Below are 24,266 nucleotides of genomic sequence, written 5' to 3'. Positions count from 1 at the left end.
AGTAATGAGTGTATTCCTTGATTACATGCAGGGGGTCATTTACTGCATTGCCCCGTAAAGCGAAACGGGAAGTTTTCCCGTAGCGCCAAGTTCTCCCTTGAGCAGCCGGATAACCGCATCCTCGCTTGCGGAGTTCGATGAGTAGGTGCTTACTGCAGTCCGTATGTCAGGGAATGCACTGATGAGGTACGGCGTTCCGAATGATACGAAGATCAGAGGTTTTTCAGGAGGAAGCGAGCGGGAGAGCATTTGCAGGAACCGTTGTTGTTCACCGGTAATCCGGAGCGTTCCGGAACCTGAAAAGACCTGGACATAAGAGGAAATGATTATGGCATCTGCGCCTGTTGCGGCTTCCCTGATCGCTGTATATGATGCCGAATCGGTTTTGGGATCGATTCTCACTGTCGTAGCCGGGAATGTGCGTCCCAGCATTTCGGCATACTGTCTGCCGGTTTCAGGATTGTTTTTATCCTGCAGGATGATGTTGAGCATCCGGTTTGCTCCGCCATTGGTTCTCAGCGGGAGGTGACGCGGATCCTGCCTTATCAGGGTTACGGAACGGGAGGATATTTCTTTTGCAAGGTTCCTGTGCGATTCGGGACTTATGGCAAGCGGCACCCTGTTGAGATCGATCAGCTTGTTCCCTTCAAGATCAAGCCATTTTTTGATCTTGAGAATTCGTCTGACCGACGCGTCGATCTGCTCCTCCGGAATCCTCTTTTCCCTTACGGCCTGGACGATTGCCGAGTGTGTCTGTTCGGGGTCCGGAGAAAAAAGCAGCAGGTCGTTGCCCGCCTGTACGGCTTTGACTGAAATTTCCTGCACGTTATTGCCGTTGTAGAGCGCTTTCATATTCAGCGCGTCGGTGATGATGATGCCCTGAAAACCGAGTTCGTTACGCAGAAGGCCGGTAACGATGGTTCTGGAAATCGATGCGGGTTCCATGGTGCCGGTCAGTCCGGGAACGGCAAGATGCCCGGTCATGATGCTGATGACTCCATGATCGATAGCGGCTTTGAAGGGCTTGAGCTCGTAGTCGAAGAGCCGCTGTCTGCCGGCGCTGAGTACGGGGAGCGCCAGATGACTGTCAACCGTTACGTCTCCATGTCCGGGAAAATGTTTTGCTGTCGCAATCATGCCATGGGATTGCAGCCCTTCGATTATGGCGTTGCTCATGGTTACCGCCTGCTCGATATTGTCACCGAACGAGCGGGTGTTGATGACGGGGTTTGCAGGATTGATGTTGAGATCGACATTCGGAGAATAACTCTGGTGAATGCCGACAGTGCGGGCTTCGCTGGAAATGGCTTTGGCCATGGAGAATGCGAGTTTCGGGTCGTTTGCAGCGGCGAGGGCCATATTCGGAGGGAATTCCGTTGCGCCGGAAAGGCGCATGGCAAGGCCTCTTTCCATGTCTGCGCTCATCAGCAGCGGACGAGGAGCGATGGCCTGGAAACTGTTTGCCATCATGGCCGCGCTGAACGCCTCGCCTTTCATGAACATGATGCCGCCTACCTTTCCTTCTCTTACGAGACGCTGCAGCTGCAGGTAGTTTGCGTCTCCTGCGCTGTTGTATCGGCTTTCGGTCTGCGCAATGATCATCTGGCCTGCTTTTTCTTCAAGCGTCATCCGATCGAGCTCTTTTTCGATGCCGGAATCCTTGCGATTGAAAATGTACTGGGCCTGCCATTTTTTATGAGAAGGTTTCGGCTTCGCATCCGAAGGCATTGCTGCAACGGAAAGCATCAGGGCTATTGAAAGCAGGGCAGAGGTTATTCGGGTTGCAATGGTCATGAAGCGGATTTTGCCGGTTGTCGATTCTGTTTTGTAAAAGAATACAAAAAAAAGGGATGAATCGGTACTGGCGGTTTATTTCATGCAGGCGGATGCGTTTTCGCCACGCACGGTTTCTGTCTATATTGCCGGGAGTCCTGAATCGAAAGCGCATCAGCTGTTTATCGGGATCGTTCTGACGTTATTTGTAACAGGAAAAAATCTCTATGCGTTACAACGTGGCCTTGCTCTATACCGGGGGGACTATCGGGTGTGAGGGCTTTCCGCTTGCTCCCGTACCTGGCGAAATATTCCGGGAGAGGTTCAATGCGATTCCCTGGTATAGCGGTGGAGCCCTGCGCGCTGGCTGCGATGAGATAGTCTGCCGCATCGAATGGATAGGCCGGCCTGCAGACAGTTCCGATCTCGTCCCGCTCGACTGGCTTGCTATGGCGGTCTGGGTACTTGAACGTTACGACCGATATGACGGTTTCGTGATACTGCATGGGACCGATACCATGTCGTGGAGCGCTTCGGCGCTCTCCTTCCTGCTGCAAGGCCTCTCAAAGCCTGTTGTTTTTACCGGTTCACAGCTGCCGCTCTTCCAGGAGAGGAGCGATGCCGCGCAGAACCTTCTGACTTCCGTTATTCTTGCGGCTACCTTCGATATTCCCGAGGTCTCGCTGTTTTTCGATCACCTGCTGTTCAGGGGAAACCGGTCAGTGAAAGTCGATGCCCGTTCATTCAGCGCATTTGCATCTCCGAATTATCCCGAGCTGGGACGAGCCGGCACGGAGATTGTCATCAACCGTTCACTGCATCTTGATCCGCCGGCTGGTGCTGTGTCGCTTGACGATCCGCTGAACAGGATTTCCCGGCTTCAGGAACTCTCCCTGTTGCGGCAGGTGATGGCGGACTATTGCGTCGTTGCGTTGACGCTTTTTCCGGGAATACCTGCCGGCATGATCGACGCTTTGCTTTCCCTTTCGCCCAGGTTGAGAGGGATCGTGCTGAAATCGTTCGGTTCGGGTAATGCTCCGGTATCAGGCGGTTTTATCGATGCGCTTGCACGGGCCCGAGAACAGGGTGTCGTCGTTGTTGATGCCACACAGGTGCTTTCGGGCACGGTTCGGATGAAAAACTATGAAACCGGCTACCGGCTGCAGCAAAGTGCACATGCTGTCTGCGGCCACGATCTTACCGCGGAAGCAGCTCTTGCCAAGCTTATCTGTCTTACGGGAAAGGCTCTTATCGAAGGGTGCGGGACGGATTTCGTGGAAACAGGTATCGAGACGCTCATCTGCGGCGAAATGACCCTGTGAGGCCATGCCAAGCTATATGGTTCGATGCGGATTATAGATGATGCCTCCGGTATCGCGGTAACTCATGAGTACCGCGCGTGCTTCGAGTCTGCAAAGTTCCGTCAATACGGAGATTCCGCGATGTTCGAGACACTCTTTCCAGTCTGCCGGTTTCGGGCCTTCGTCGAACCCGGCTTCTTCTGCATCGCAGCCGGTTGCTCCCGATATGATCCTTCTGATTCCCGACCAGATGATCGCGCCGAAACACATTGCGCAGGGTTCGGTCGATGTGACGAGCTCAAGAGCGGTGTTATGCATTCCGAGATCGAAGGTCTCTAATCGTTGCTCAGCGGCGGCCAGCGCAACCATTTCCGCATGGGCATGGGAGCAGCGGCTTTCGACCACGAGGTTGACGCCTGCGGCAATCAGCCTGCCGGTTGCCGATTCAAAGACCGCGGCGCCGAATGGCCCGCCCGTGCGATGAGCTGCATTCAATCGAGATAGTTCGATGACTGCAAGCATGCGTTTGCGTTCTTCTGCTATGAGTTCGGGCAAAGTTTCAATAAATGCGGCGGCTGGCCGGGGCAGTATGTCAAGTGTATTACAGAATATCATTCGAGTTGTGATTATGTCAAATCGGCGCGTTCAGCTCATGAACAGGTAGGGTTTCCAGTCCTCCGAAACCGCAGCGGTGAACTGCTGCATGAATACGATGTGATTTGGGCGTACCGGTCTGGAGAGGGGAGGCATCCCGGCTTCTGCCGGCGTTCTGTTGCCTTTTTTCGTATTGCAGCGATAGCAGGCGGTTATGAGATTTTCCCAGGAGTCCTCTCCGCCTCTGGATTTCGGGAGCATATGATCGACCGTAAGGTCAAGATCGCCGCGTCCGCAATATTGGCATCGGAAAGCATCCCGCCGGAGCACATTTTTCCTGTTCAGCATTATTCGTTTGAATGGAACCCGCACAAATACGTTCAGGCGCACGATGCTCGGAAGCGGGAAACGGCGGGAGACCGTACAGACCACATGTTCAGGATGGTCCGCAACAGGTACTGCTTTTCCGCAGAACAGCAGCAGAACGGCCTTCTGGGCATCGCAGATGCTCAAGGGTTCGTAACTGCTGTTCAGTACCAGAACTTTTGAACTGAGCAAGGACATTTTCCCGGTTTTTGTTAAAGTATACCTCCGGATACTGCCGCGGCAAAATGCCCTCTGTGAACTTTTCGTTACATTTCCGCTGCCTTATCCCGGGCAGCAGATGTTCAGCTGGCGGGAGGCCTGTGCTTCATCGAGGCGTTTGACCGGAGTAGATACAGGCGCTGAAAGCACCAGTTCCGGAGATGTTTCGGCCTCGTCGGCAATACTCAGAAGGGCATCAGCAAACATGTCGAGGCTTTCCCTCGTCTCTGTTTCCGTCGGTTCTATCATAAGCGCCTCGCTTACGATCAATGGGAAATAGATGGTAGGGGCATGAAAGCCGTAGTCGAGAATTCTTTTGGCAATATCAAGCGTTCTGACGCCGTGCCGCTTTTTCTGACGGTCACCGGAAAGGCAGAACTCGTGCATTACCGGTTTCGGATAGGGCAACTCGTACCTCTCGTCAAGGCGTCCGAGGAGATAGTTCGCATTGATGATGGCGTTTTCAGAAACCCTTCTGAGCCCTTCTGAGCCCAGCATTCTGATGTAGGTATATGCCCTGATGAGTACGGCGAAATTGCCGTAGAAGTTCATCATTCTGCCTATACTCCCGGAGCATTCGCTATTGAGCCGGTAAACGGTTCCTTCAGGGCCGACGATTTTTTCGACAATCGGTACGGGAAGATAGGGAATCAGTTTTTCGCTGACACCGACCGGTCCGCTTCCGGGTCCTCCTCCTCCGTGCGGCGCTGAAAAGGATTTATGGAGATTGTAGTGCACGACGTCGAATCCCATGTCGCCGGGGCGGGTAATGCCGAGCAGCGCATTCATGTTCGCGCCGTCCATGTAGAGCAGGCTGCCGTTTTCATGCACCATGCGTTCTATTTCGAGGATATCCTTTTCAAACAGCCCTATGGTATTAGGATTGGTGAGCATGATGGCCGCTACATCGTCGTCAAGTTTTTCCCTGAGGTCGGCGAGGTCGGTCCTTCCGTCTGAAGCGCTTTTTACAGATACGATCGAATAACCTGCAATTGCTGCAGATGCCGGGTTGGTACCGTGAGCCGAGTCTACGACGAGAAGTTTCGTGCGTTTCGAGCCTCTTGCCTCATGATATTTTCTTATCAGGAGTATTCCGGCAAGTTCTCCATGGGCGCCAGCGGCCGGCTGCAGGCTGACGGCTGCCATTCCGGCGATTTCGGCAAGCATGCCGCTGAGCTCGTACATCATCTGCAAGGCGCCCTGTACGGTTTTTTCCGGCTGCAGCGGGTGAAGTTCGCTGAAACCTGCAAGATCGCACGCAGCATCGTTGACTTTCGGGTTGTACTTCATCGTGCAGCTGCCGAGAGGGTACATGTTTTTGTCGACATGGTAGTTCAGGTTGGAAAGCCGTATAAAATGCCTGACCACCTCGCTTTCCGGAATTTCGGGAAGGTCTGCGGGCTGTTTTCTCAGGAATTTGGCAGGCAAAGCCTTTTCCGGTGTCAGTTCCGGAATGTCGCCCGGTGCGAGGCTGTATCCTTTACGGCCCTCTCTGGATAAGTCGAAAATCAGTTGTTCTCTCATGGTTGCGCAGCGTCGTGAAGTGGTCTGAGGCTTGAAATGATAAGCAATATAGAGCACTGCGGCGAAAAGCTCAAACCTGCGGGGATTTATAATGGCTGATTACTTCCGGAACGGGACGGTTTCTGCAGTACTGTTTCGTGTTCTTCTTTTGCCAGCATTTCCATGGCTTCTCTTGCTGCAAACTGTTCGGCATCCTTTTTTCTCTGGGCGGTACCCTTTCCGTATGGCCGGCCTTCACAGGTGACCTCCACAGTGAAAACTTTCTCGTGTTCGGCACCTTCTGCGGCGATGACGGTATAGACGGGAGGAGCAATGTGACGGGACTGGGTATACTCTATCAGGCGGCTTTTATAATTGTGTTCTGCAGCAACGATTGTCTGGAAATTCACATGTCCGATCACCTGCTTCATAACGAAGGAGCGAGCGGCGTCCAGCCCCTTGTCGAGATAGATAGCTCCGGTCAGCGATTCGAAAACGTCTGCCAGAGCCGATTCGCTGGTTTTGATTTTTTCGTCGTCCGCGGATTCTCCGATAACGAGGTAGTCGGCAAGTCCCATGCTTCCGGCGAATCCGGCGAGGGATTTACGATTGACAATTTTTGCCCTGTTGCTAGAAAGCTCACCTTCGGAGCTTTCCGGAAAAAGGCGGTAGAGATATTCCGAAATGACCAGATCAAGCACTGCGTCACCGAGAAATTCCAGTCGCTGATTGGACTGAGTGTCGGCAGTTCGGGGATCGTGGGTAACAGAGCGGTGGGTAAACGCAGTCAGATAGATTTCCGGATTGTTGCCGGGTCCTGCTGCAACACTGTCGATTAACGCGCGGAGGTTTTCCGGCAGCAGATTTGTTCTGTTCCGATAGGAATCATCTTCGCCATTTTCGGAGGATTGAGCACGGTTGAAGGCGAACCCGGTCAGTTTCTGCCAGAACTGCTCCATAAGCGGAGTGTCACAATAAGATACTATGACTGATTTTTGAAAATAAGCGTGGCGTTATGTCCCCCGAATCCGAATCCGTTATTGAGCGCATAGTTGATGATTCGCTGTTTCGGCTGGTTCGGCGTTATATCAAGATCTATTTCAGGATCGAGATTCTCGTTGTTGATTGTCGGCGGCACCATGGCATTCTGCATTGCAAGAATGCAGACGATGGACTCTACGACGCCTGCGGCACCCAGCAGGTGCCCTGTCATGGATTTCGAAGAGCTGATACTGAGTTTATTTGCATGTTCACCGAAGACCTTTTTGATTGCCGTGATTTCGGCAATGTCGCCAAGCGGCGTTGCTGTACCGTGAGTGTTGATGTAGTCGATCCTTTCCGGTCCTATCCCGGCCACGGAAAGCGCTGCCTTCATCGCATTGACTGCGCCGGCTCCTTCCGGGTGAGGGGCAGTCAGGTGGTAAGCATCGGCAGTTGCTCCGACACCGGCGATTTCGCAATAGATTTTTGCGCCGCGCGCTACTGCTGATTCGTAAGTTTCGAGTACAAGAGAACCTGCTCCTTCTCCCATGACGAATCCGTCGCGGTCGCGGTCGTAAGGTCGTGACGCTGTCTCGGGATGTTCATTTGCCGTCGAAAGGGCACGCGCAGCATTGAAGCCTCCGACGCTCATCTGCGTGATTGGCGCTTCCGAGCCTCCGCAGACCATATAGTCTGCCATGCCGAGCTGAAGTATCATCCATGCGTCGATTATGGCGTGCAGTGACGTCGCGCAGGCGGATGCCGTCGCATGATTCGGGCCCATCAGGCCGAATTTCATTGAAATCTGACCGGCAGCGATGTCCGGGATAAGCATCGGAATGAAGAACGGGCTGATCCTTCTGGGTCCGCGTTCAAGATAGGCTCTGAACTGCTGGTCGTAGGTTGTCATTCCTCCGATGCCGGAGCCATGAACAACACCGATCCGGAGCGGATCGATCGCCTGCAGGTCAAGCCCCGAATCGTTCAGGGCCTGTTCTGCGGCAATAACGGCATATTGACAGTATGGATCCATGCGATCGGCTGATTTTCTGTCCATGTAATCGGACGCGGAAAAGTTTTTCAGCTCGCATGCAAAGGTTGTTGCAAAGCCGGCAGTGTCGAAATAGGTGATCGGCGCGGCGCCGCTTCTGCCCTGAACCAGGGAGGTCCAGAACTCTTCTTTGCTGAGGCCGATCGGAGACAGAACTCCGATTCCTGTAACGACAATTCGTTTGCGTTCCTGACCCATCTGTTGTGTGTTCGTTTCGTTGTTCCGGGCAATCAAAGGATACCTGGCGGAGTAATTACTTTTTGGCGATGTAATCGATAGCCTGCTGTACGGTGCTGATTTTCTCTGCATCTTCATCCGGGATCTGAACGCCGAATTCGTTCTCGAGCTCCATGATCAGTTCGACGGTATCGAGTGAGTCTGCGCCAAGGTCATCGGAAAACTTCGATTCGGGTTTGATCTGGTCTTTGTTGACGCCCATTTTACTGACAATAATATCGTACACCTTGTCTTTAATTTCAGCTTCGCTCATTGCTCTGTTCTCCTGTTTAATGGTTTGTTGTGGATAAAAAAAATGAAAGTGTTCGGCAATATACAAAGAAAAAAAGCTTACTCAAACAGCGCATTCTACATGACCATGCCGCCGCTGATGTTTATCACCTCTCCGGTAATGTATGCCGCATCGTCGCCTGCAAGGAATGAAACTACCCTTGCCACATCTTCAGGCTGACCGAATCTGGCAAGCGGAATGACATCGAGCATCTTGTTTCTTACCTCTTCGGAGAGCGCATCGGTCATTTTTGATGCGATGAATCCGGGAGCGACTGCGTTGACTCGGATATTGCGGGAGGCGAACTCTTTTGCCACCGATTTGGTGAAGGAAATCACTCCGCCTTTCGAAGCGGCATAGTTGGCCTGTCCGGCATTTCCCATAAGTCCGATGACGGACGCTATGTTGACGATGGAGCCGGAGCGCTGCTTCATCATGATCCGGGTCACGGCTTTGGTGCAGGCAAACGTTCCTTTCAGGTTAACCGTCAGTACGGCATCCCAGTCCTCTTCGCTCATTCTCATCAGAAGACCGTCACGTGTGATGCCCGCATTGTTGACGAGGATATCGATTCTTCCGGTTGTTTCGGCTATTTCTCCAAAAACGTTCTGTACCGCGTCAGTGTTCGTTACATCGAGTTCACGGCACCACACGTCGCGACCAAGATTCCGAACTCCTTCTGCTGTTTCGGCAAGCCACTCCTCCCTGATATCGCATACGACCACTCCTGCCCCTTTTGCTGCAAGATCAAAAGCGATCGCCTGTCCGATTCCTCTGGCTGCGCCGGTCACTACTGCAATTTTTCCTTCAAGCATGTTTCCTGTCTTTTCTGTTTTAAGTTTAGAATCCGCTTCTGTCAAGCCGTAATATGCCTGCTGACATCGTCTGCCGTATCGACTCCTGCAGTTGTAACCGATTTGTCGATTCTTTTAATGAGTCCCTGCAGTACTTTCTGAGGGCCGACCTCTATGAAGTCGTTTACTCCGTTGTTCACCATCGCTTCGATCGACTGGGTCCACAACACCGGACTTGTAAGCTGCCTGATAAGGTTTTTTCTGATCTCTGAGGCAGAAGTGACGGGAACTGCAACAGCATTCATGCACACGGGAATTCCTGCATCATGAATATCGACAAGTTCGAGCGCTTCGGCAAGTTCCTGCTCTGCAGGTTTCATGAGCGGAGAATGGAAGGCTCCGGATACAACGAGCTCCTTTGCCATTCTTGCGCCGTGCGAAGGCGCAAGTTCGACTGCTTTTCTGACAGCGGCAATATCTCCGGATATGACCACCTGACCGGGGGAGTTGAAGTTGGCAGCCTGAACGGTTCCCTCCGGGGATGCTTCGGCCAGAAGCGCTTCGACGGCGCTGTCCTGCATGCCGATAAGCGCAGCCATGGAGCCGGGATTCTCCTCTCCGGCTTTCTGCATCAGTTCCCCTCTTCTGGCGACAATACGCATGGCATCCTCAAATGAGATGGCGCCGGCAAAACAGAGGGCGCTGTATTCTCCGAGGCTGTGTCCGGCAGCCATAGCTATGCCCTCGTTGCCGATCAATGCGGCTATAGCCATGCTATGGAGGAAAATGGCCGGCTGGGTATACCTTGTCTGGCGGAGATCCTCTTCGCTTCCATTGAACATGATGCCGGTCATGGAAAATCCGAGGATAGCATCGGCTTTTTTCATAAGCTCTTCCGCTGCAGGAAACGCTTCGAAAATATCCCTGCCCATGCCGCAATACTGGGACCCCTGCCCCGGAAATACGAATGCTTTCATTTATGGCTGGTTCTGATGTGTGAGTAAATGGATTACTGCCACCGGACGTACATGCCGCCCCAGGTATAGCCCGCTCCGAAACTGACAAGCACGAGATTCGATCCTTTGTGCAGTTTTCCCTGTTCTTCAAGCTCTGCCAGGCAGATCGGTATGGTGCCGGCCGTGGTATTGCCGTAATGAGCTATGTTAGACATGACCTTTTCGTCGCTTAGGCCCATGCGTTCGGCTGTGGCATGAATAATACGCTGATTTGCCTGATGAGGTACCAGCCATGCGATGTTTTCAGCATCGAGGTTGTTGCGGAGCATGATTTCGGCAGCGGTATCCGCCATGGCAGTTACTGCGGACTTGAATACCTGCCTGCCATCCTGATGGATGTAGTGCATCCGCTTGTCAACGGTTTCGTGCGTTGCGGGATGCAGGCTTCCTCCGCCGGTCATTAGAAGATGATCTTTTCCGTTTGTGCCGTCAGAGTAAAGTTTCGTATCGAGAATGCCGTAGCCGTCGTCGGCAGGCTCAAGAATCACACCGGCTGCGCCGTCGCCGAAAAGGATCGCCGTCGACCGGTCAGAATAATCGACGATCGAAGACATTTTATCGCCTCCGATTACCATGACCTTTTTATGTGCTCCCGATTCAATGAAGCTTGCACCTGTGCTGAGCGCGAAAATAAAACCTGAACAGGCTGCGTTCAGATCGAACGCCCATGCGTTCGATGCTCCGATAATGCTTTGTACGAGGCAGGCTGTTGACGGGAAGAGCATATCGGGGGTCATTGTAGCCACAATGACAAGTTCGATTTCTTCTGCTGAAATGCCACGCTTTTCGAGAAGCTGCTTTGCGACCTCTCCGCAGAGAAACGATGTCGCCCTGGCAGGATCTTTTTCGATTCGACGCTCGCTGATTCCTGTTCTGCTGCGGATCCAGTCGTCGTTTGTTTCAAGAAGCTTTTCGAGGTCGAGATTGGTGATAACGCCGGAGGGAAGGTATTTGGCGGTAGCCGTTATTGCAGCTTTCATGCGTTCTAAGAGGTTATTTCTGTACAGGGTTGTCATGTTCTTCCGCATGAATGCCGATCCATGCAGCAGTTGATGCGATGATGGGAAAGGTCGCTACTCTTCGGAGAGCATTTCCGCAATGTGGGCGTTGACCTTCTTTTCAATCATATGCTCAGCCATGAATATCATGTTTTTAATGGCGCGCGACGATGACCGGCCATGGCCGACAATCGAGATGCCGTCAACCCCCAGGAAGGGGACGCCTCCGAACTTCTCGACGTCGAAAGGTTCAAACATGCTTTTAAATACGGACGAAGCCAGAGTTGCGGCTGCCGTGTCAAGTTCTCCGGACGCGACAAGCTTCTGCAGGGCAGGTTTGAGCAGGGAACCGAGAAATTCGGGAATGCTTTCGCCGAACTTCAGGATGGTGTTTCCAACGAGGCCGTCACAGACAACGATACTGACATTTCCCTTGAGAATGTCGTGCCCTTCGATATTGCCGGCAAAAGAGATTTTTCCCTTACTGTCGGCTTCTTTCAGAAGCCTGTATGCCTGTTTGAGAACTTCCGGTCCTTTTCCTTCTTCTTCGCCGATATTGAGCAGCCCGGTAACCGGTTGTTCGATGCCTGCAGCGAAACGCTGATAGATGGTAAGCATTTCGGCAAACTGCACAAGATGCTCCGGTTTGCAGTCCATGTTCGCCCCGACATCGACAATGTTCGTGAGTCCTTCCTGGATTCTCGGGAAATAAGCGTAAATCGTAGGGCGCTGGACGCCCGGCAATCTGCCGAGCACAAAAAGGGATGCAGCCATCTGCGCTCCGGTGTTTCCGGCGCTTACATAGGCATCGGCTTCTTTGGCCTTACACATTTTAAGGCCCCTGACCAGAGATGATTCCTGTTTCGTTTTAACGGCAATGGCAGGAATGTCATCCATGGTAACCACTTCAGGAGCATGCACAAACCTGAGGTTCAATCCTTCAGTATCCTGTCCGGCAAGCAACGGTTCGACTTTTTCTGCCTGTCCGATCAGTACGACGGAAAACCGGTTGCCGCTTTCCCGAAGAGCCTGAATGGTTCCTTCAATTACGCAGGCTGGAGCGTTATCTCCGCCCATGGCATCAACGGCGATGGTCAGCATGACGGGTAATCCTGTATTTGTTTAATCAGCTGTTGGCGGATTTGGTCACGACAGCTCTGCCGCGGTAATGGCCGCAATGACGGCAGGCGCGGTGAGGCAGCGTCGGTTCGCCGCAGTTCGGGCAGACGACAGTCATCGCTGCTTTGGTGCGGGCATTGAACTGGGCACGTCTTTTATCCCTTCTGGATTTCGACATTTTGGCTTTCGGATTTGCCATGGTTGTCCTCTGATTTTATAGTCGGTTAACGATACTTGTTTTTCAGCTTTTCGAGAGAATCCTGCCAGGTACTTTTTTCATTTTCAGGCGGATCTTCCGGTTCCGTGTTTCCAACGAACAGTCTGCAGTCGGGATTATCCGTACAGGTAACTTTCATCGGCACAGAAAGCAGGAGGGTTTCCCGCACATCTTCGGTAAGATCGATCGATATGGCGTTCCTGTCGATCATGCGGTAATCTTCGTCGCTGTTTTCCGGATTTTCAGGTTCGGTGTCGAAAAGATAATCAATGCGATACTCTCCGGTGAGTTCCCGTTCAAGCGGAGCAAGACAGATATCGCAGGTGAAATCGGCTGTCGTTGCGGTTCTTATGATAACCGTGATTTCGTTTTCGGTTTTTTCTGCGATTACCTGTACCGATATGTCTCTCGAAAAAACCGCGTCGTTCAGCCCCTTATCCATGAAATCCTCAGCCCTGCAGGTAAAATCGAACGTATGGGATCCCTGCATAAGACCCGCTATCCGGATCTCTATCAGTGCTTTTTCTTTACGCATATGCCTTCTTTTCAATAAAAGAACACCAATGTACGAAAATTATTATGGAAAATGAAAGCGTCAGAATGCGCAATCGGGATCAAAAGGTGAAAAAAATGACGATTGATCTTTGGAAAAAAAGAAACGGATTGTATATTTACAGCCCATTCAGCGGGATATACTCCGCGATAGCTCAATGGTAGAGCATTCGGCTGTTAACCGAAGGGTTGTAGGTTCGAATCCTACTCGCGGAGCCGAAAAAAGGCAGAAGTACCTGAAAGCGCTTCTGCCTTTTCCTGTTTATCGGAAGTTCTGCAAATCAGGCGTGATCTCGATGTCCGAAGCAGTATCCGCCAGCCTGCTGCCTCTGTATTTTCTGCTTCGAACCAGGGGACTTCTTATTCCACATCATTATCACCCGATTCCGAGCACCGGATCCCGAACGAAGAGTTGTATGCCACAACAGCCGGAGAGCGTTTATACATCTTGTTGTCGCCAATGGATGCTGTTATTGGTAAGGCGCTATGCGCCACGCGATTCCGCTCCGTCCGCCTTGCACTCCGGGTGCTCACGACACTTTTTCGAGGTACCCTTGAGTGTGATATCGCCGAAACGCGTTGATGTCCGCCGCTTTGTTCCGTAATGAGCGAGTTCATGGCAATTTATGCGGCTTACTGTTTGCTGAATGGTATTACGTTTTTCTTATATTGGTAAGATTAACAAAGCCGGTCATTACGATTCCCGTGCTTTGTCGGTTATGCTTCCGTGGTGCCGTTATCAAGCAACTTGTAACCCCCAGGTGCCGTGCTTAGCGATATTCTTCTCATCAGCGAAAAACATAAAAAAGCCGCAGAGGCGATTTCTGAACGAGTCCTTGTCGAAAAGCAGGCGAAAGAGGAGGAGTTTCCGGGATATCGCTTCATTGTGGCTATTTCAGGGGAGTCCGGCGCAGGTAAATCCGAGCTTGCGCACTCCCTGGCTCTTGTCCTGAAAAAAGAAGGGATAAGGGTCAAGATTCTGCACACGGATAACTACTACAGGGTTGAGCCTCAGTTGCGTCGTGCCGAGCGTGAGCGGAACAATTTCGAGTCGGTAGGTCCTGACGAATATGACCATGCATGGCTGAATCGCAATATCGAGGATTTCAGGAGGGGCCGTAAGGCCAGCATGCCTTGTGTCGATATCATCACCGAAGATGTGGATCTGCTTATTACCGATTTTTCATCTATCGACATGCTAGTCATCGACGGTCTTTATGCAATTGCGACGGACGGTATCGATCTCGGCGTCTATATCGAACTGACGTACCACGAGACAAAAAAGAATCAGTTGCTCAGGGGAAAGGAGTCGACCGATGAGCATCGCTGGCAGGTGCTGGAAAAAGAACACCAGAGCGCACTGAAGCTCAGGCGTCTTGCCAATACATTTGTCAGCCGGGAATACAAGGTGCTTTTCTGTGATTGATCAGGACGGCTGACTGTTCCTGAAACAGAACTGTCGGTTCCGGCAGATCCGTTTCCCGTCGATAACCAAGGTATCGTTCAAGCCATCAATATACTCTCTTATGCCGAAAAAGGGTGACGGGACAACGGTTCTTATTGCCGATGACAGTGCGCTTGTCCGGCAGGAAATATCCAGGATCGTATCGAATCTCGGCTATCGCCCCGTTATGGTTTCTGAAGGCGACGAGGCAATTGCGCTTTTGCGTACTTCGTCTTTCAACGCGATGCTTCTTGATGTCCATATGCCGGGTAAAAGCGGGATGGATGTATTGCGTTTTCTCATGGAGAGCAACGATGTGATGCCGGTTATCATGATATCGGGTTCCGGCGATATCGATCTTGTTGTGCAGTGCATTAAAATGGGCGCATACGATTATCTCACAAAGCCGGTCGATTCCAACCGTCTGGCGGTTGTTCTGAAAAACGCATTTTCAGAATGCGCTCTCCGTCAGCAGGTCAGACTGCTGTCTGCGGCTGTTGACCAGAGCCCGGTAGCAGTTGTCATTACCGATGCCGGGGGAAACGTCGAATATGCCAACAGCGCCTTTTCTTCTGTGTTCGGCGCTCTTGCTCCTGATGCCGATACTGCGTTTGCCCGATGCGATTCGGCAGAACTTCCTTCAAATATCAGAAAAGCCATGGTTGCCGGAAAGGTCTGGCAGGGCGATTTCTGTAACAGAAATGCAGCCGGCGGTCATTGCTGGGCGCATGCCATAATCAGTCCTGTCGGCAATAAGGGCAGGATTCCGTCCCATGTTCTCGCGCTGATACAGGATATAACCGATGTCAGAAAGAATAAGGAGGCTCTGCTTCGAAGTACACGCCGTTTCAGGGATCTTGCCGATCTCCTGCCGCAGCCGGTTTTTGAAACGGACAGAAAAGGCTTCGTCACCTATTCTAACCGGGCAGGGTTCGTAACCTTCGGGTATAGCAGGGAAGAGATGAAAAAGGGGCTTCATGCGCTCAATTTTTTCGCTCAGGGCGACAGGTCCAGGGTGCTGCGGGGCCTGAATGCAAAAAAAATAACCGGCAGGCTGGGCAGTCATGAATTCAGGGTATTCAAAAGGGACGGCTCCTGTTTTCCGGCGCTTGTGTATGCTGCGCCCATATCCGACAGAAACGGGTTCTCAGGTTTTCGGGGTATCGTTGTCGATATTACCGAACTTAAAGAGGCCGAGCAGAAGCTTGACGAAAATCGGAAAAAATATCTGAATCTTTTTCGCGCTATTCCTGACGCCATTATTGTCGCCGACGCCGAAAGCGGAACTCTTGTCGAATGGAACACCCAGGCAGAGAGGTTTTTCGACTATTCTCCTGAAGATCTTTCCCGACTGCATGTCGGGGATCTTTACCCGGAGGAGCTGCGTGAAGAAGCTGCGGCATCGTTCGGCAGCGATGGCCTGAGCCAGCCAAGGATGCTTGAAACACAGATAGTGACCGGTCATGGACTCCGAATCGATGTTCACCTGACTTCGGCAATGTTCATGACAGAGGGGAACCTGTGGTTTGTCGGTATTTTCAGGGATATTACCGAACAAAAGCGTTCAGAGCGGCTTGTCAGAGAAAATATCAGGATGAAAAACGATTTTATTTCTACGGTATCCCATGAGTTGAGAACGCCGCTTTTCTCGATTCTCGGGTTTACCGGTACGTTACTCAGGGAGCAGGACGAACTCGATCGTGCGACAAGAATGGAATTTCTCTCCATTATTCATGATGAAAGTAAAAGGCTTTCCTCTCTTATAGAGGATGTTCTGATGATTTCACGCATAGATTCCGGAAGGGTATCCTATAAAAAAAGTGAAATCGATCCGTCTGTTACGATTTCGGAAGTTTGCAGGAACCTGAAAATCAGGGCCGATGAAAAAATGATCGAACTGCATTTGAAGGTACATGCTCCTTCAAAGCATCTCTATGCAGATCCGGATGCCCTGAAACAGGTTGCCATCAATATTATCGGCAATGCGCTGAAATTTACCCCTTCGGGCGGCAGGGTTGACGTCTTGCTCTCATATGATGATAATTCGATGTTTTTCAGCGTAAAGGATAACGGGCCGGGTATTCCCGAAGAGGATCTCGAAAAGGTTTTCGAAAAGTTTTACCGGGTCGAACATTCAGAAACCGCTGTCGATGGCACAGGTCTGGGTCTTTCTATAGCCAGGGAAATCGTCGAAGCCCATGGAGGTACTATAACGGTAAAGAGCAGAGTATCGGAAGGGGCGGAGTTTCTTGTTCGTCTTCCTTTGCCTGAGCAATCTGATAAACCCTGACAATCAAATCCTGACATGAAACGACACGTCATACTTATTGTCGATGATTCCGCAAACATACGGCGGCTTCTGGCGCATAACCTCGGACGGAAGTTCACCGTACTGACGGCGGGCGATGCCGCCGCGGCACTTGAGATACTCGAAAGCGGCGAAAAACCCGATCTCATCGTTGTGGATATCTCCATGCCAGGCATGGATGGATTTTCACTGACTTCTCTTATCAAGGGGAATCCGGATTATTGTGCGGTGCCCCTTGTTATGCTGACAGCAAAGGACAGCAGCGAAGACCGCGAGAAAGGATTGCAGCTCGGCGCCGTGGATTATATTACCAAACCCTTCAATCTCGAGGAGTTCGCAGACAGAATAGGGCTCCTGCTTCGATGATCTGCAAGCTGTTTTCATAAGGAAAAAAGAAACAGCGCCTTTAACTGGAGCTGTTTCTTTTTTTATCTGCGCTTATCTTCCGCGGCGCTCGTCGTAGGGTTCAAAAAGCGTTTTATCCACACCGCATACCGGGCAGACCCAGTCTTCGGGGAGATCCTCGAAAGGCGTTCCGGGTTCGATGCCGCTGTCGATATCTCCGACTTCGGGATCGTAAACATACCCGCAAGGAGTACAGACCCATTTTTGCATATTGTTACCTCCGTTTAAGTTGCTGTTTGTTGTTCCTGTGTTCAGATGTCATGCAGGTAATGCCTTCGGCATGACTATGTTCACGAACGGGAATCATAACGCAGAGTCGGTGCCAAAAAGTTCTTACGGGGATGCCCGAAAATTTTCCCGTCAATCGACTCTGCCGTCCGAAAAAGGGTTCCGCACCCTACCTGCCCTGCTTCGGGATTGCCTTATACCCATCCACGAAGCTTCATTGCTTCTACAACCCGTTCAATGGCGACGATATAAGCGGCAAGGCGATTGTGGATACTGTATTTTCCTGCAGTTTCATGAACTTTCAGGAATGCCGCTGTCATTTTTTTATCAAGCAGTTTATGAATCTCCTCCTCCTCCCAGTAGAATCCATAGGTATTCTGCACCATTTCGAAGTACGACACGGTTACGCCTCCTGCATTACAGAGAAAATCGGGAATGACGTATACTCCGTTATTGTAGAGGATGTTGTCGGCTTCGGGAGTTGTCGGGCCGTTGGCAAGTTCAGCTACGATGCGTGCTTTGATGTTTGCCGCATTCGTGCTCGTTATCACCGATTCGAGCGCCGAAGGAAAAAGAACGTCGACATCGAGTTCAAGCAGCTCTTCGTTCGAAATGGCCGAACTTCCGGGAAAATCGTTTACCGAGCCGGTTGCCTGTTTATGGGCGATGACCTCCGTGTAATCAAGGCCGTCAGGATTATGGATGCCGCCTTTTGAGTCCGAAACGGCAACGACCTTCATACCGAGGATATCTACGGCAAGTTTATGCGCATAATAACCTGCGTTTCCATATCCCTGTACCGCTGCTTTTTTTCCGGCAAGGTTCATACCGATAACTTCCGCCGCATCACGAACGCAGTAGATTCCTCCGCGGGCAGTGGCGTCAGTCCTTCCGGCAGAACCGCCAAGCGCGATAGGCTTGCCGGTAATGACTCCGAATTCGTTGTTTCCCTGCATAAAAGAGTACTCGTCCGCCATCCAGGCCATAATCTGGGGTGTTGTGTAGACGTCGGGAGCAGGAACGTCTTTTTCAAGACCGAGCATGCGGCCCACCTGGCGGATATAGGCTCGGGATAACCGTTCGAGTTCACCGCTCGACATGGATTTGGGGTCGCAGATCACCCCGCCTTTACCACCTCCGAGAGGAAGATCCAGTACCGCGGTTTTCCAGGTCATCCATGCAGCCAGAGCCCTTACGGTATCGATCGTTTCATCCGGATGAAAACGGATTCCTCCCTTGTTGGGTCCACGGGCATCGTTGTACTGAACACGGAAACCATGAAAGATTCTGGTGGTACCGTTATCCATTTTTACCGGCATAGCCACGTGCAGTTCCCGGAGCGGCCAGCGGAGGATTTCATGCGATGCATGGTCGAGGTTCATGATCGCGGCGGCTTCATCCAGCTGTTTTCGTGCAATCCGGAATGGATTGTTGTCTGAAAAGCCGTCTGTTTCGATGATCATGTCAGGACAGGTGCATTGCGACGATTCGTTTCTTTCATTCATTGTCGGCGTTATTTAATGAAAGGAAATAAGACGGAATAAGCTCATGAGAACAGAACGGGGGAGGATGCTGCTCAGATAAGTAATCGGAAATATACAGAAATGTAGAAATTATTTATCGGGTTTCTGACGGCCCGTTAAGGTCTTGTAAGCAGGGTCTTTATATGGTAAACCGGAGAGTGAGAAAATGAAGGGTTCTGTCGTGTTCGAAACGGAAGGGCGACGATTCCGTGCCGCGATTTCGAGAGCACGGAAATATGATCGTAATAAAGGAGGTGAGCTTATGGCTCATGTCTCGGACAAAGGCAGTTCCAGCGTGCCCCGATAGATGATTTTTGCCGGGCCTGTCAGCGTTACCGATGTAAGATTCTCGCTGAATGACACTGTAAGGGTATCGCCGCTCCTTACCCTGACGCTGACGGTCGGGCTCGATACTCTGCCGAGCCGATAACTCATGATCGCAGATGCCACCGCACCGGTTCCGCAGGCCAGGGTTTCGTCCTCAACCCCTCTTTCAAATGTTCTTACGTTTATGCTGTCCGGAGCGACGATTTCAAGAAAGTTGACATTGGTGCCGCCAGGAAAAATATCCGTTCTGTGTCTCACTGCGCGGCCTTCGCTGTAAACGTTGATCCTATCGAGTTCGCCATGGGGAGAAAATATGACGGCATGCGGAGATCCTGTGTCCACAAAGTGGCAGTCGAATCCTTCAACGGCAAGACTGTCGCGGAAATCATGCGGGTCAAGCATATGCAGTTTTACTATCTCCCGGTCTGTAACCGAGGCATCGTAACGGTTGCCGTTCGCTTCGAAAACGTAAACATTATGATCTGCCGAAGGAATTCCGATCGAGTGCGCGAAATAGACGGCGCACCGCCCGCCATTGCCGCACATGGAACCAGGCAGGCCGTCGGCGTTATGGTATTTCATGCGGAAATCGAACTGATCCGACTTTTCAATCAGGATAAGTCCGTCCGCGCCGATTCCCGTTCGTCTTGCGCAAAGCGACCGGATCTGTTCTGCAGAGAGCCTCAGCGATAAGCTTCTGTTGTCGATAACGATAAAGTCGTTTCCTGCTCCCGAGAGTTTTATGAAATCGATCTTCATGGCGAAAAGGTTCAGTTCTCTTATGATGTAGCAATAACGTATCCCTCGTTGACACATGAGGGAATACCATGGTTTTCAATGACTTAGATGGGCTAAAATACAGAGGTGCATGCGGAAAGCCGCGGCAAAAAAATTTATTATTAAATAATTTTTCTTATTTTATTTGCTACTGTGTCAAGTGATTTATAGGGCGTACGGCCTTTCGAAATCAGTAGATCTGTTCTGTATTCCTTGTTTGTTTTTCATGAGGAACATATGACGACTGCCTTCCAGACCGGCATTCATCATGCGTTTAATTATCTGAAAACGGACCGGTGAGTGCCGGTGACTCAAGGCATAACGCAAAGATTTTCTTTTCGGTTTCTTCAACCTGAAATACGACCAAACAAAGGAGAGAATACAATGGCTGAACAAGTGAATCCTGCAGGAGTCAAGCCAAAGGGATCTGTCCCACCTCCCAAGGGGAATGCTCCATCCCCCAAGGGAAATGGCGCACCAGGCAGTCCGTCCGTTATCAAGGAACAGGATGCCGCCAAAATGAGGAGATTTCTGTTCCAGAGGACAGAGACGAGAACTACGAAGTGGTATCAGGTTTTCGATACCGACAAACTCGATGACGAGCAGGTTGTCGGCGGTCATCTCGCCCTTCTCGGCGTCATGGGCTTTCTCATGGCAATTTATTACATCTCCGGTATCCAGGTATTTCCCTGGGGGTCGCCAGGTTTTCACGACAACTGGTTCTATCTGACCATCAAGCCAAGAATGGTATCTCTCGGGATCGATACCTACAGTACCAGTACCGCCGATCTTCAGCAGGCGGCCACCAATCTTCTCGGGTGGGCTCTTCTGCACGTCATTTCCGGTTCGATTCTGCTTTTCGGAGGCTGGCGTCACTGGACGCACAACCTGACGAATCCCTTTACGGGAAGGGCAGGCAACTTCCGTGACTTCCGTTTTCTCGGCAAGTTCGGCGATATGGTTTTCAACGGCACCAGCGCAAAGACCTACAAAGACGCTCTTGGACCGCACACCGTCTACATGTCTCTGCTTTTCCTCGGCTGGGGTCTGATGATGTGGTTTGCTCTCGGAATTCCTCCGATTCCCGATTTCCAGACGATCAATTCCGAAACGTTCATGTCCTTCGTCTTTGCCGTCATTTTCTTCGCGCTCGGCATCTACTGGTGGAACAACCCTCCCAATGCGGCCATTCATCTCAACGATGATATGAAGGCGGCTTTTTCTGTACACCTGACCGCGATAGGGTACATCAATATCGCTCTCGGCGTGATTGCTTTCGTGGCATTCCAGCAGCCTTCTTTCCATGCCTACTACAAGGAACTCGACAGTCTCGTTTTTTATCTCTATGGTGAGCCGTTCAACCGCGTCAGCTACGATTTTATTGAGGAAGGCGGCAGGATCATTTCCGGTAAAAAGGAGTTTGCCGAATTTGCGCCATACGCTATTCTTCCGAAAAACGGCGAAGCCTTCGGCATGTCGAGGGTTGTTATCAACCTTATCACATTCAACCACATCATCTGCGGCGTTCTCTATGTATTCGCCGGCGTCTATCATGGCGGTCAGTACCTGCTCAAGATTCAGCTGAACGGCCTCTACAGCCAGATCAAGTCCATCTGGATCACCAAAGGTCGCGATCAGGAAGTTCAGGTCAAGATTCTCGGTACCGTCATGGCGCTCTGCTTTGCCACAATGCTTTCCGTTTATGCGGTTATCGTATGGAATACCATTTGCGAGCTGAACATCTTCGGCACAAACATCATGATGTCGTTCTACTGGCTGAAGCCTCTTCCGATGTTCCAGTGGATGTTTGCCGATCCAAGCATCAACGACTGGGTAATGGCTCACGTCATAACCGCAGGTTCGCTGTTCTCGCTTATCGCTCTTGTACGCATAGCGTTTTTCTCTCATACATCGCCGCTGTGGGATGATCTCGGACTGAAGAAGAACTCCTACTCCTTCCCCTGCCTCGGCCCGGTTTACGGTGGTACCTGCGGTGTCTCCATCCAGGATCAGCTCTGGTTCGCCATGCTTTGGGGAGTCAAGGGTCTTTCGGCTGTCTGCTGGTACATCGACGGCGCATGGATCGCTTCGATGATGTACGGCGTACCTGTAGCCGATGCGAAGGCCTGGGATTCTGTAGCCGGTCTTGCTCATCACTATACCTCCGGAATCTTCTATTATTTCTGGACGGAAACGGTGACGATTTTCTCGAGCTCTCATCTTTCCGTGATTCTCATGATCGGTCACCTGGTATGGTTCATCAGCTTCGCTGTCTGGTTTGAAGATCGCGGATCCCGTCTTGAAGGTGCCGATATTCAGACCCGTACGATCCGCTGGCTCGGAAAGAAGTTCCTCAACAGGGATGTTTCGTTCCGCTTCCCGGTTCTGACGATTTCCGATTCGAAGCTTGCCGGAACCTTCCTTTATTTCGGCGGCACATTCATGCTGGTGTTCCTCTTTATCGGTAACGGATTCTATCAGACTGATAAGCCACTGCCTCCGCCTGTAGCTGATGCTACAGTGTCGGGACAGCAGATGCTGACCCAGGTCGTTGACTTCCTGATCAAGCTTGTCGCCTGAGTTGTCCATTCCGGAGGAGCCTCCGCTCCTCCGGGTTATTTTGGCCCGTTAACGCTTATTCCATTTGTCAATTTAAGAGGAGGGTTTTTATGGCCGAGCCTGTCAAACAGCCAGATATATCTCCAAAGCCTGCCGCGCCAGCAGCCAAAGCGGCGCCTGCCGCCCCAAAAACGCCCGCACCGGCAGCCAAGCAGCAGGTTCAGGCGAAACCAAAGGCTTCAGCACCAAAGCAGACTTCAGGAAAGCCGCGCCTTGATCCGTTGAATGTCAATCTCGGAAGAACCGGGCTCCCTCAGGAATCGGCGCTTCCGGTTAAAAAGGCCGCTCCCAAGCCGGCACCCAAACCTGCTTCCGGCGGGGCTAAACCTGCACCTGGAGCCAAACCGGCTGCTCCTGCGGCCAAAGGCGCGCCTGCAGGAGGCGCAGCACCTGCTCCCAAGGGCGCACCAGTAGCAAAAGCGGCACCAAGAGCAAAAAAGCATTATTTCATCATTGAAAATCTCTGCGTCGGCTGCGGTTTGTGTCTGGACAAATGCCCCCCGAAAGTCAATGCCATAGGTTACAAGTTCTACGGCGACGTTCAGGAGGGCGGATTCAGATGCTATATCGATCAGGATGCCTGCATATCATGCTCGGCATGTTTTTCCGGCGATGAGTGTCCTTCAGGCGCATTGATAGAGGTGCTTCCGGATGGAGCGGTACTTGATTTTTCCTATACCCCTCCGGAACGGCTCGATTTCGATCTTCGGTTTCTGCACCGGTTCCATCGAGAGGTTCGTTGATGAGGTCTGCCTGATACTGAATGAGAACATGAAAAGCATTGCCCCCTGGAAAGGGCAATGCTTTTTTATTTGAACAGGTACTATTGCCCTATGACGGAAACAAGAAATCAACCGGATGACCTGCCGGAAGTTAGCGAGATGATGCCTGCGGGCAGTATCCGTTCGGATGTGCTTGTTATCGTTCCTACCTATAACGAGTCGGAGAATATAAAGCGAGTTATCGAAAAGGTGTTTAACCTCTATCCCTCCGGCCTGGATGTGCTTGTTATCGACGACAATTCGCCAGATGGAACGGCTGGTATTGTAATGGATCTGCAGAAGAGTTATGCCGGTCTTGGCCTCATGCAGAGAGAGCGCAAGCAGGGACTTGGTACGGCTTATCTTGCGGGTTTCAGATATGCGCTGCAGAACCATTACGGCTATATAATAGAAATGGATGCCGATATGTCCCACGATCCCGAAATGATATCTTTATTGCTTGGTGCAGCAAAACATTCGGATCTGGTTATAGGATCGCGCTATATGAACAATACGGTTAACGTCGTCAACTGGCCGCTAAGCCGTCTTATACTGTCGAAGGTTGCAAGCCTCTACACTCGTCTGATAACCGGTATGCCGGTTTCAGATCCGACCAGCGGATTCAAATGCTTCAGGCGCAGAGTTCTTGAAGGGCTGGATCTTGATCGAATCAATTCGCAAGGGTATTCCTTTCAGATCGAGATGAATTTCAGGGCATGGAAAAAAGGCTTTCTGATCAGCGAAGTACCGATAGTCTTTACCGACAGGACTGTCGGCAAATCCAAAATGACGAAAAGAAACATTCGGGAAGCCGTATGGATAGTCTGGTGGCTTAAATTCAAGTCTGTTGCCGGTGTTCTCTGAGAATTGAACAAGTAAACG

General features: G+C 51.4%; 23 protein-coding genes and 1 tRNA gene. 8 read left to right on the top strand and 16 right to left on the bottom strand.

Annotated features, from left to right (window positions below; all coding sequences use genetic code 11):
• Positions 1-39: 39 nt before the first annotated feature.
• Positions 40-1,794 (bottom strand): glycoside hydrolase family 3 protein, encoded by a 1,755-nt coding sequence (locus K4305_RS06360; RefSeq protein WP_331561553.1) that lies wholly within the window; start codon positions 1,792-1,794, stop codon positions 40-42.
• Positions 1,795-2,000: 206 nt separating this feature from the next.
• Between K4305_RS06360 and K4305_RS06355 the strand changes: the two genes are divergently transcribed.
• Positions 2,001-3,095, top strand: coding sequence for an asparaginase (locus K4305_RS06355; protein WP_331561552.1), 1,095 nt, complete (start codon positions 2,001-2,003; stop codon positions 3,093-3,095).
• 12 nt (positions 3,096-3,107) lie between these two features.
• On the opposite strand, the gene K4305_RS06350 is transcribed toward K4305_RS06355, so the two are convergent.
• The 12 genes from K4305_RS06350 to K4305_RS06295 form a co-directional block, all read right to left on the bottom strand.
• Complete coding sequence (locus tag K4305_RS06350; RefSeq protein WP_331561551.1) at positions 3,108-3,689, bottom strand: nucleoside deaminase; 582 nt, start codon at positions 3,687-3,689, stop codon at positions 3,108-3,110.
• A gap of 30 nt (positions 3,690-3,719) precedes the next feature.
• Positions 3,720-4,232, bottom strand: coding sequence for an HNH endonuclease (locus K4305_RS06345; RefSeq protein ID WP_331561550.1), 513 nt, complete (start codon positions 4,230-4,232; stop codon positions 3,720-3,722).
• Between the two features lie 84 nt (positions 4,233-4,316).
• Positions 4,317-5,777 carry an aminomethyl-transferring glycine dehydrogenase subunit GcvPB gene (gene gcvPB, locus K4305_RS06340; RefSeq protein ID WP_331561549.1) on the bottom strand — a complete coding sequence of 487 codons (1,461 nt, stop codon included), beginning with the start codon at positions 5,775-5,777 and terminating at the stop codon, positions 4,317-4,319.
• 86 nt (positions 5,778-5,863) lie between these two features.
• Positions 5,864-6,715 carry a ribonuclease III gene (gene rnc, locus K4305_RS06335; RefSeq protein ID WP_331561548.1) on the bottom strand — a complete coding sequence of 284 codons (852 nt, stop codon included), beginning with the start codon at positions 6,713-6,715 and terminating at the stop codon, positions 5,864-5,866.
• 23 nt (positions 6,716-6,738) lie between these two features.
• Positions 6,739-7,986 (bottom strand): beta-ketoacyl-ACP synthase II, encoded by a 1,248-nt coding sequence (fabF, locus tag K4305_RS06330; RefSeq protein WP_331561546.1) that lies wholly within the window; start codon positions 7,984-7,986, stop codon positions 6,739-6,741.
• 55 nt (positions 7,987-8,041) lie between these two features.
• Positions 8,042-8,278 (bottom strand): acyl carrier protein, encoded by a 237-nt coding sequence (gene acpP, locus K4305_RS06325; RefSeq protein WP_331561545.1) that lies wholly within the window; start codon positions 8,276-8,278, stop codon positions 8,042-8,044.
• Between the two features lie 95 nt (positions 8,279-8,373).
• A complete protein-coding gene (gene fabG, locus K4305_RS06320) occupies positions 8,374-9,111 on the bottom strand; it encodes a 3-oxoacyl-[acyl-carrier-protein] reductase (RefSeq protein WP_331561544.1) in 738 nt (245 codons plus the stop codon).
• A 41-nt stretch (positions 9,112-9,152) separates the two neighbouring features.
• Positions 9,153-10,067 (bottom strand): ACP S-malonyltransferase, encoded by a 915-nt coding sequence (gene fabD, locus K4305_RS06315; RefSeq protein ID WP_331561543.1) that lies wholly within the window; start codon positions 10,065-10,067, stop codon positions 9,153-9,155.
• Positions 10,068-10,099: 32 nt separating this feature from the next.
• Positions 10,100-11,086, bottom strand: coding sequence for a beta-ketoacyl-ACP synthase III (locus K4305_RS06310; protein WP_331561542.1), 987 nt, complete (start codon positions 11,084-11,086; stop codon positions 10,100-10,102).
• 93 nt (positions 11,087-11,179) lie between these two features.
• Entirely contained in the window at positions 11,180-12,205 is a 1,026-nt protein-coding gene (plsX, locus tag K4305_RS06305) for a phosphate acyltransferase PlsX (protein WP_331561541.1), read from the bottom strand.
• Positions 12,206-12,230: 25 nt separating this feature from the next.
• Complete coding sequence (rpmF, locus tag K4305_RS06300; RefSeq protein WP_331561540.1) at positions 12,231-12,422, bottom strand: 50S ribosomal protein L32; 192 nt, start codon at positions 12,420-12,422, stop codon at positions 12,231-12,233.
• Positions 12,423-12,447: 25 nt separating this feature from the next.
• Entirely contained in the window at positions 12,448-12,975 is a 528-nt protein-coding gene (locus K4305_RS06295) for a YceD family protein (protein ID WP_331561539.1), read from the bottom strand.
• A gap of 161 nt (positions 12,976-13,136) precedes the next feature.
• Between K4305_RS06295 and K4305_RS06290 the strand changes: the two genes are divergently transcribed.
• The 4 genes from K4305_RS06290 (at position 13,137) to K4305_RS06275 (ending at position 17,110) form a co-directional block, all read left to right on the top strand.
• Positions 13,137-13,208 (top strand) — tRNA-Asn (locus tag K4305_RS06290).
• Positions 13,209-13,758: 550 nt separating this feature from the next.
• The gene (locus tag K4305_RS06285) at positions 13,759-14,418 is read left to right on the top strand and encodes a uridine kinase family protein (RefSeq protein WP_331561537.1); all 660 of its coding nucleotides are present in this window, start codon (positions 13,759-13,761) and stop codon (positions 14,416-14,418) included.
• A 100-nt stretch (positions 14,419-14,518) separates the two neighbouring features.
• Entirely contained in the window at positions 14,519-16,726 is a 2,208-nt protein-coding gene (locus K4305_RS06280) for a hybrid sensor histidine kinase/response regulator (protein ID WP_331561536.1), read from the top strand.
• A gap of 15 nt (positions 16,727-16,741) precedes the next feature.
• Positions 16,742-17,110: a response regulator transcription factor gene (locus K4305_RS06275; protein ID WP_331561535.1), complete on the top strand. Its 369-nt coding sequence runs from the start codon at positions 16,742-16,744 to the stop codon at positions 17,108-17,110.
• Positions 17,111-17,182: 72 nt separating this feature from the next.
• On the opposite strand, the gene rd is transcribed toward K4305_RS06275, so the two are convergent.
• From rd to dapF, 3 genes are all read right to left on the bottom strand, one after another.
• Complete coding sequence (gene rd, locus K4305_RS06270; RefSeq protein ID WP_331561534.1) at positions 17,183-17,359, bottom strand: rubredoxin; 177 nt, start codon at positions 17,357-17,359, stop codon at positions 17,183-17,185.
• 212 nt (positions 17,360-17,571) lie between these two features.
• The gene (locus K4305_RS06265; RefSeq protein WP_331561533.1) at positions 17,572-18,882 is read right to left on the bottom strand and encodes a Glu/Leu/Phe/Val family dehydrogenase; all 1,311 of its coding nucleotides are present in this window, start codon (positions 18,880-18,882) and stop codon (positions 17,572-17,574) included.
• 285 nt (positions 18,883-19,167) lie between these two features.
• The gene (gene dapF, locus K4305_RS06260; RefSeq protein WP_331561577.1) at positions 19,168-19,986 is read right to left on the bottom strand and encodes a diaminopimelate epimerase; all 819 of its coding nucleotides are present in this window, start codon (positions 19,984-19,986) and stop codon (positions 19,168-19,170) included.
• A gap of 402 nt (positions 19,987-20,388) precedes the next feature.
• Here dapF and K4305_RS06255 point away from each other — a divergent pair, with 402 nt between their 5' ends.
• The 3 genes from K4305_RS06255 (at position 20,389) to K4305_RS06245 (ending at position 24,248) form a co-directional block, all read left to right on the top strand.
• The gene (locus K4305_RS06255) at positions 20,389-22,584 is read left to right on the top strand and encodes a photosystem I reaction center subunit IX (protein ID WP_331561532.1); all 2,196 of its coding nucleotides are present in this window, start codon (positions 20,389-20,391) and stop codon (positions 22,582-22,584) included.
• A gap of 89 nt (positions 22,585-22,673) precedes the next feature.
• Positions 22,674-23,366, top strand: coding sequence for an indolepyruvate ferredoxin oxidoreductase subunit alpha (locus K4305_RS06250; protein WP_331561531.1), 693 nt, complete (start codon positions 22,674-22,676; stop codon positions 23,364-23,366).
• Positions 23,367-23,504: 138 nt separating this feature from the next.
• On the top strand, positions 23,505-24,248 hold the full coding sequence (locus tag K4305_RS06245) for a polyprenol monophosphomannose synthase (RefSeq protein WP_331561576.1): 744 nt from the start codon (positions 23,505-23,507) through the stop codon (positions 24,246-24,248).
• Positions 24,249-24,266 lie beyond the last annotated feature (18 nt).

The sequence above is a fragment of the Chlorobium sp. genome (genome assembly GCF_036528655.1).
Lineage (GTDB): Bacteria > Bacteroidota > Chlorobiia > Chlorobiales > Chlorobiaceae > Chlorobium.
The sequence above is the reverse complement of the archived record's forward strand: the minus strand, read 5'-3'. Positions and strand labels throughout refer to the sequence as shown.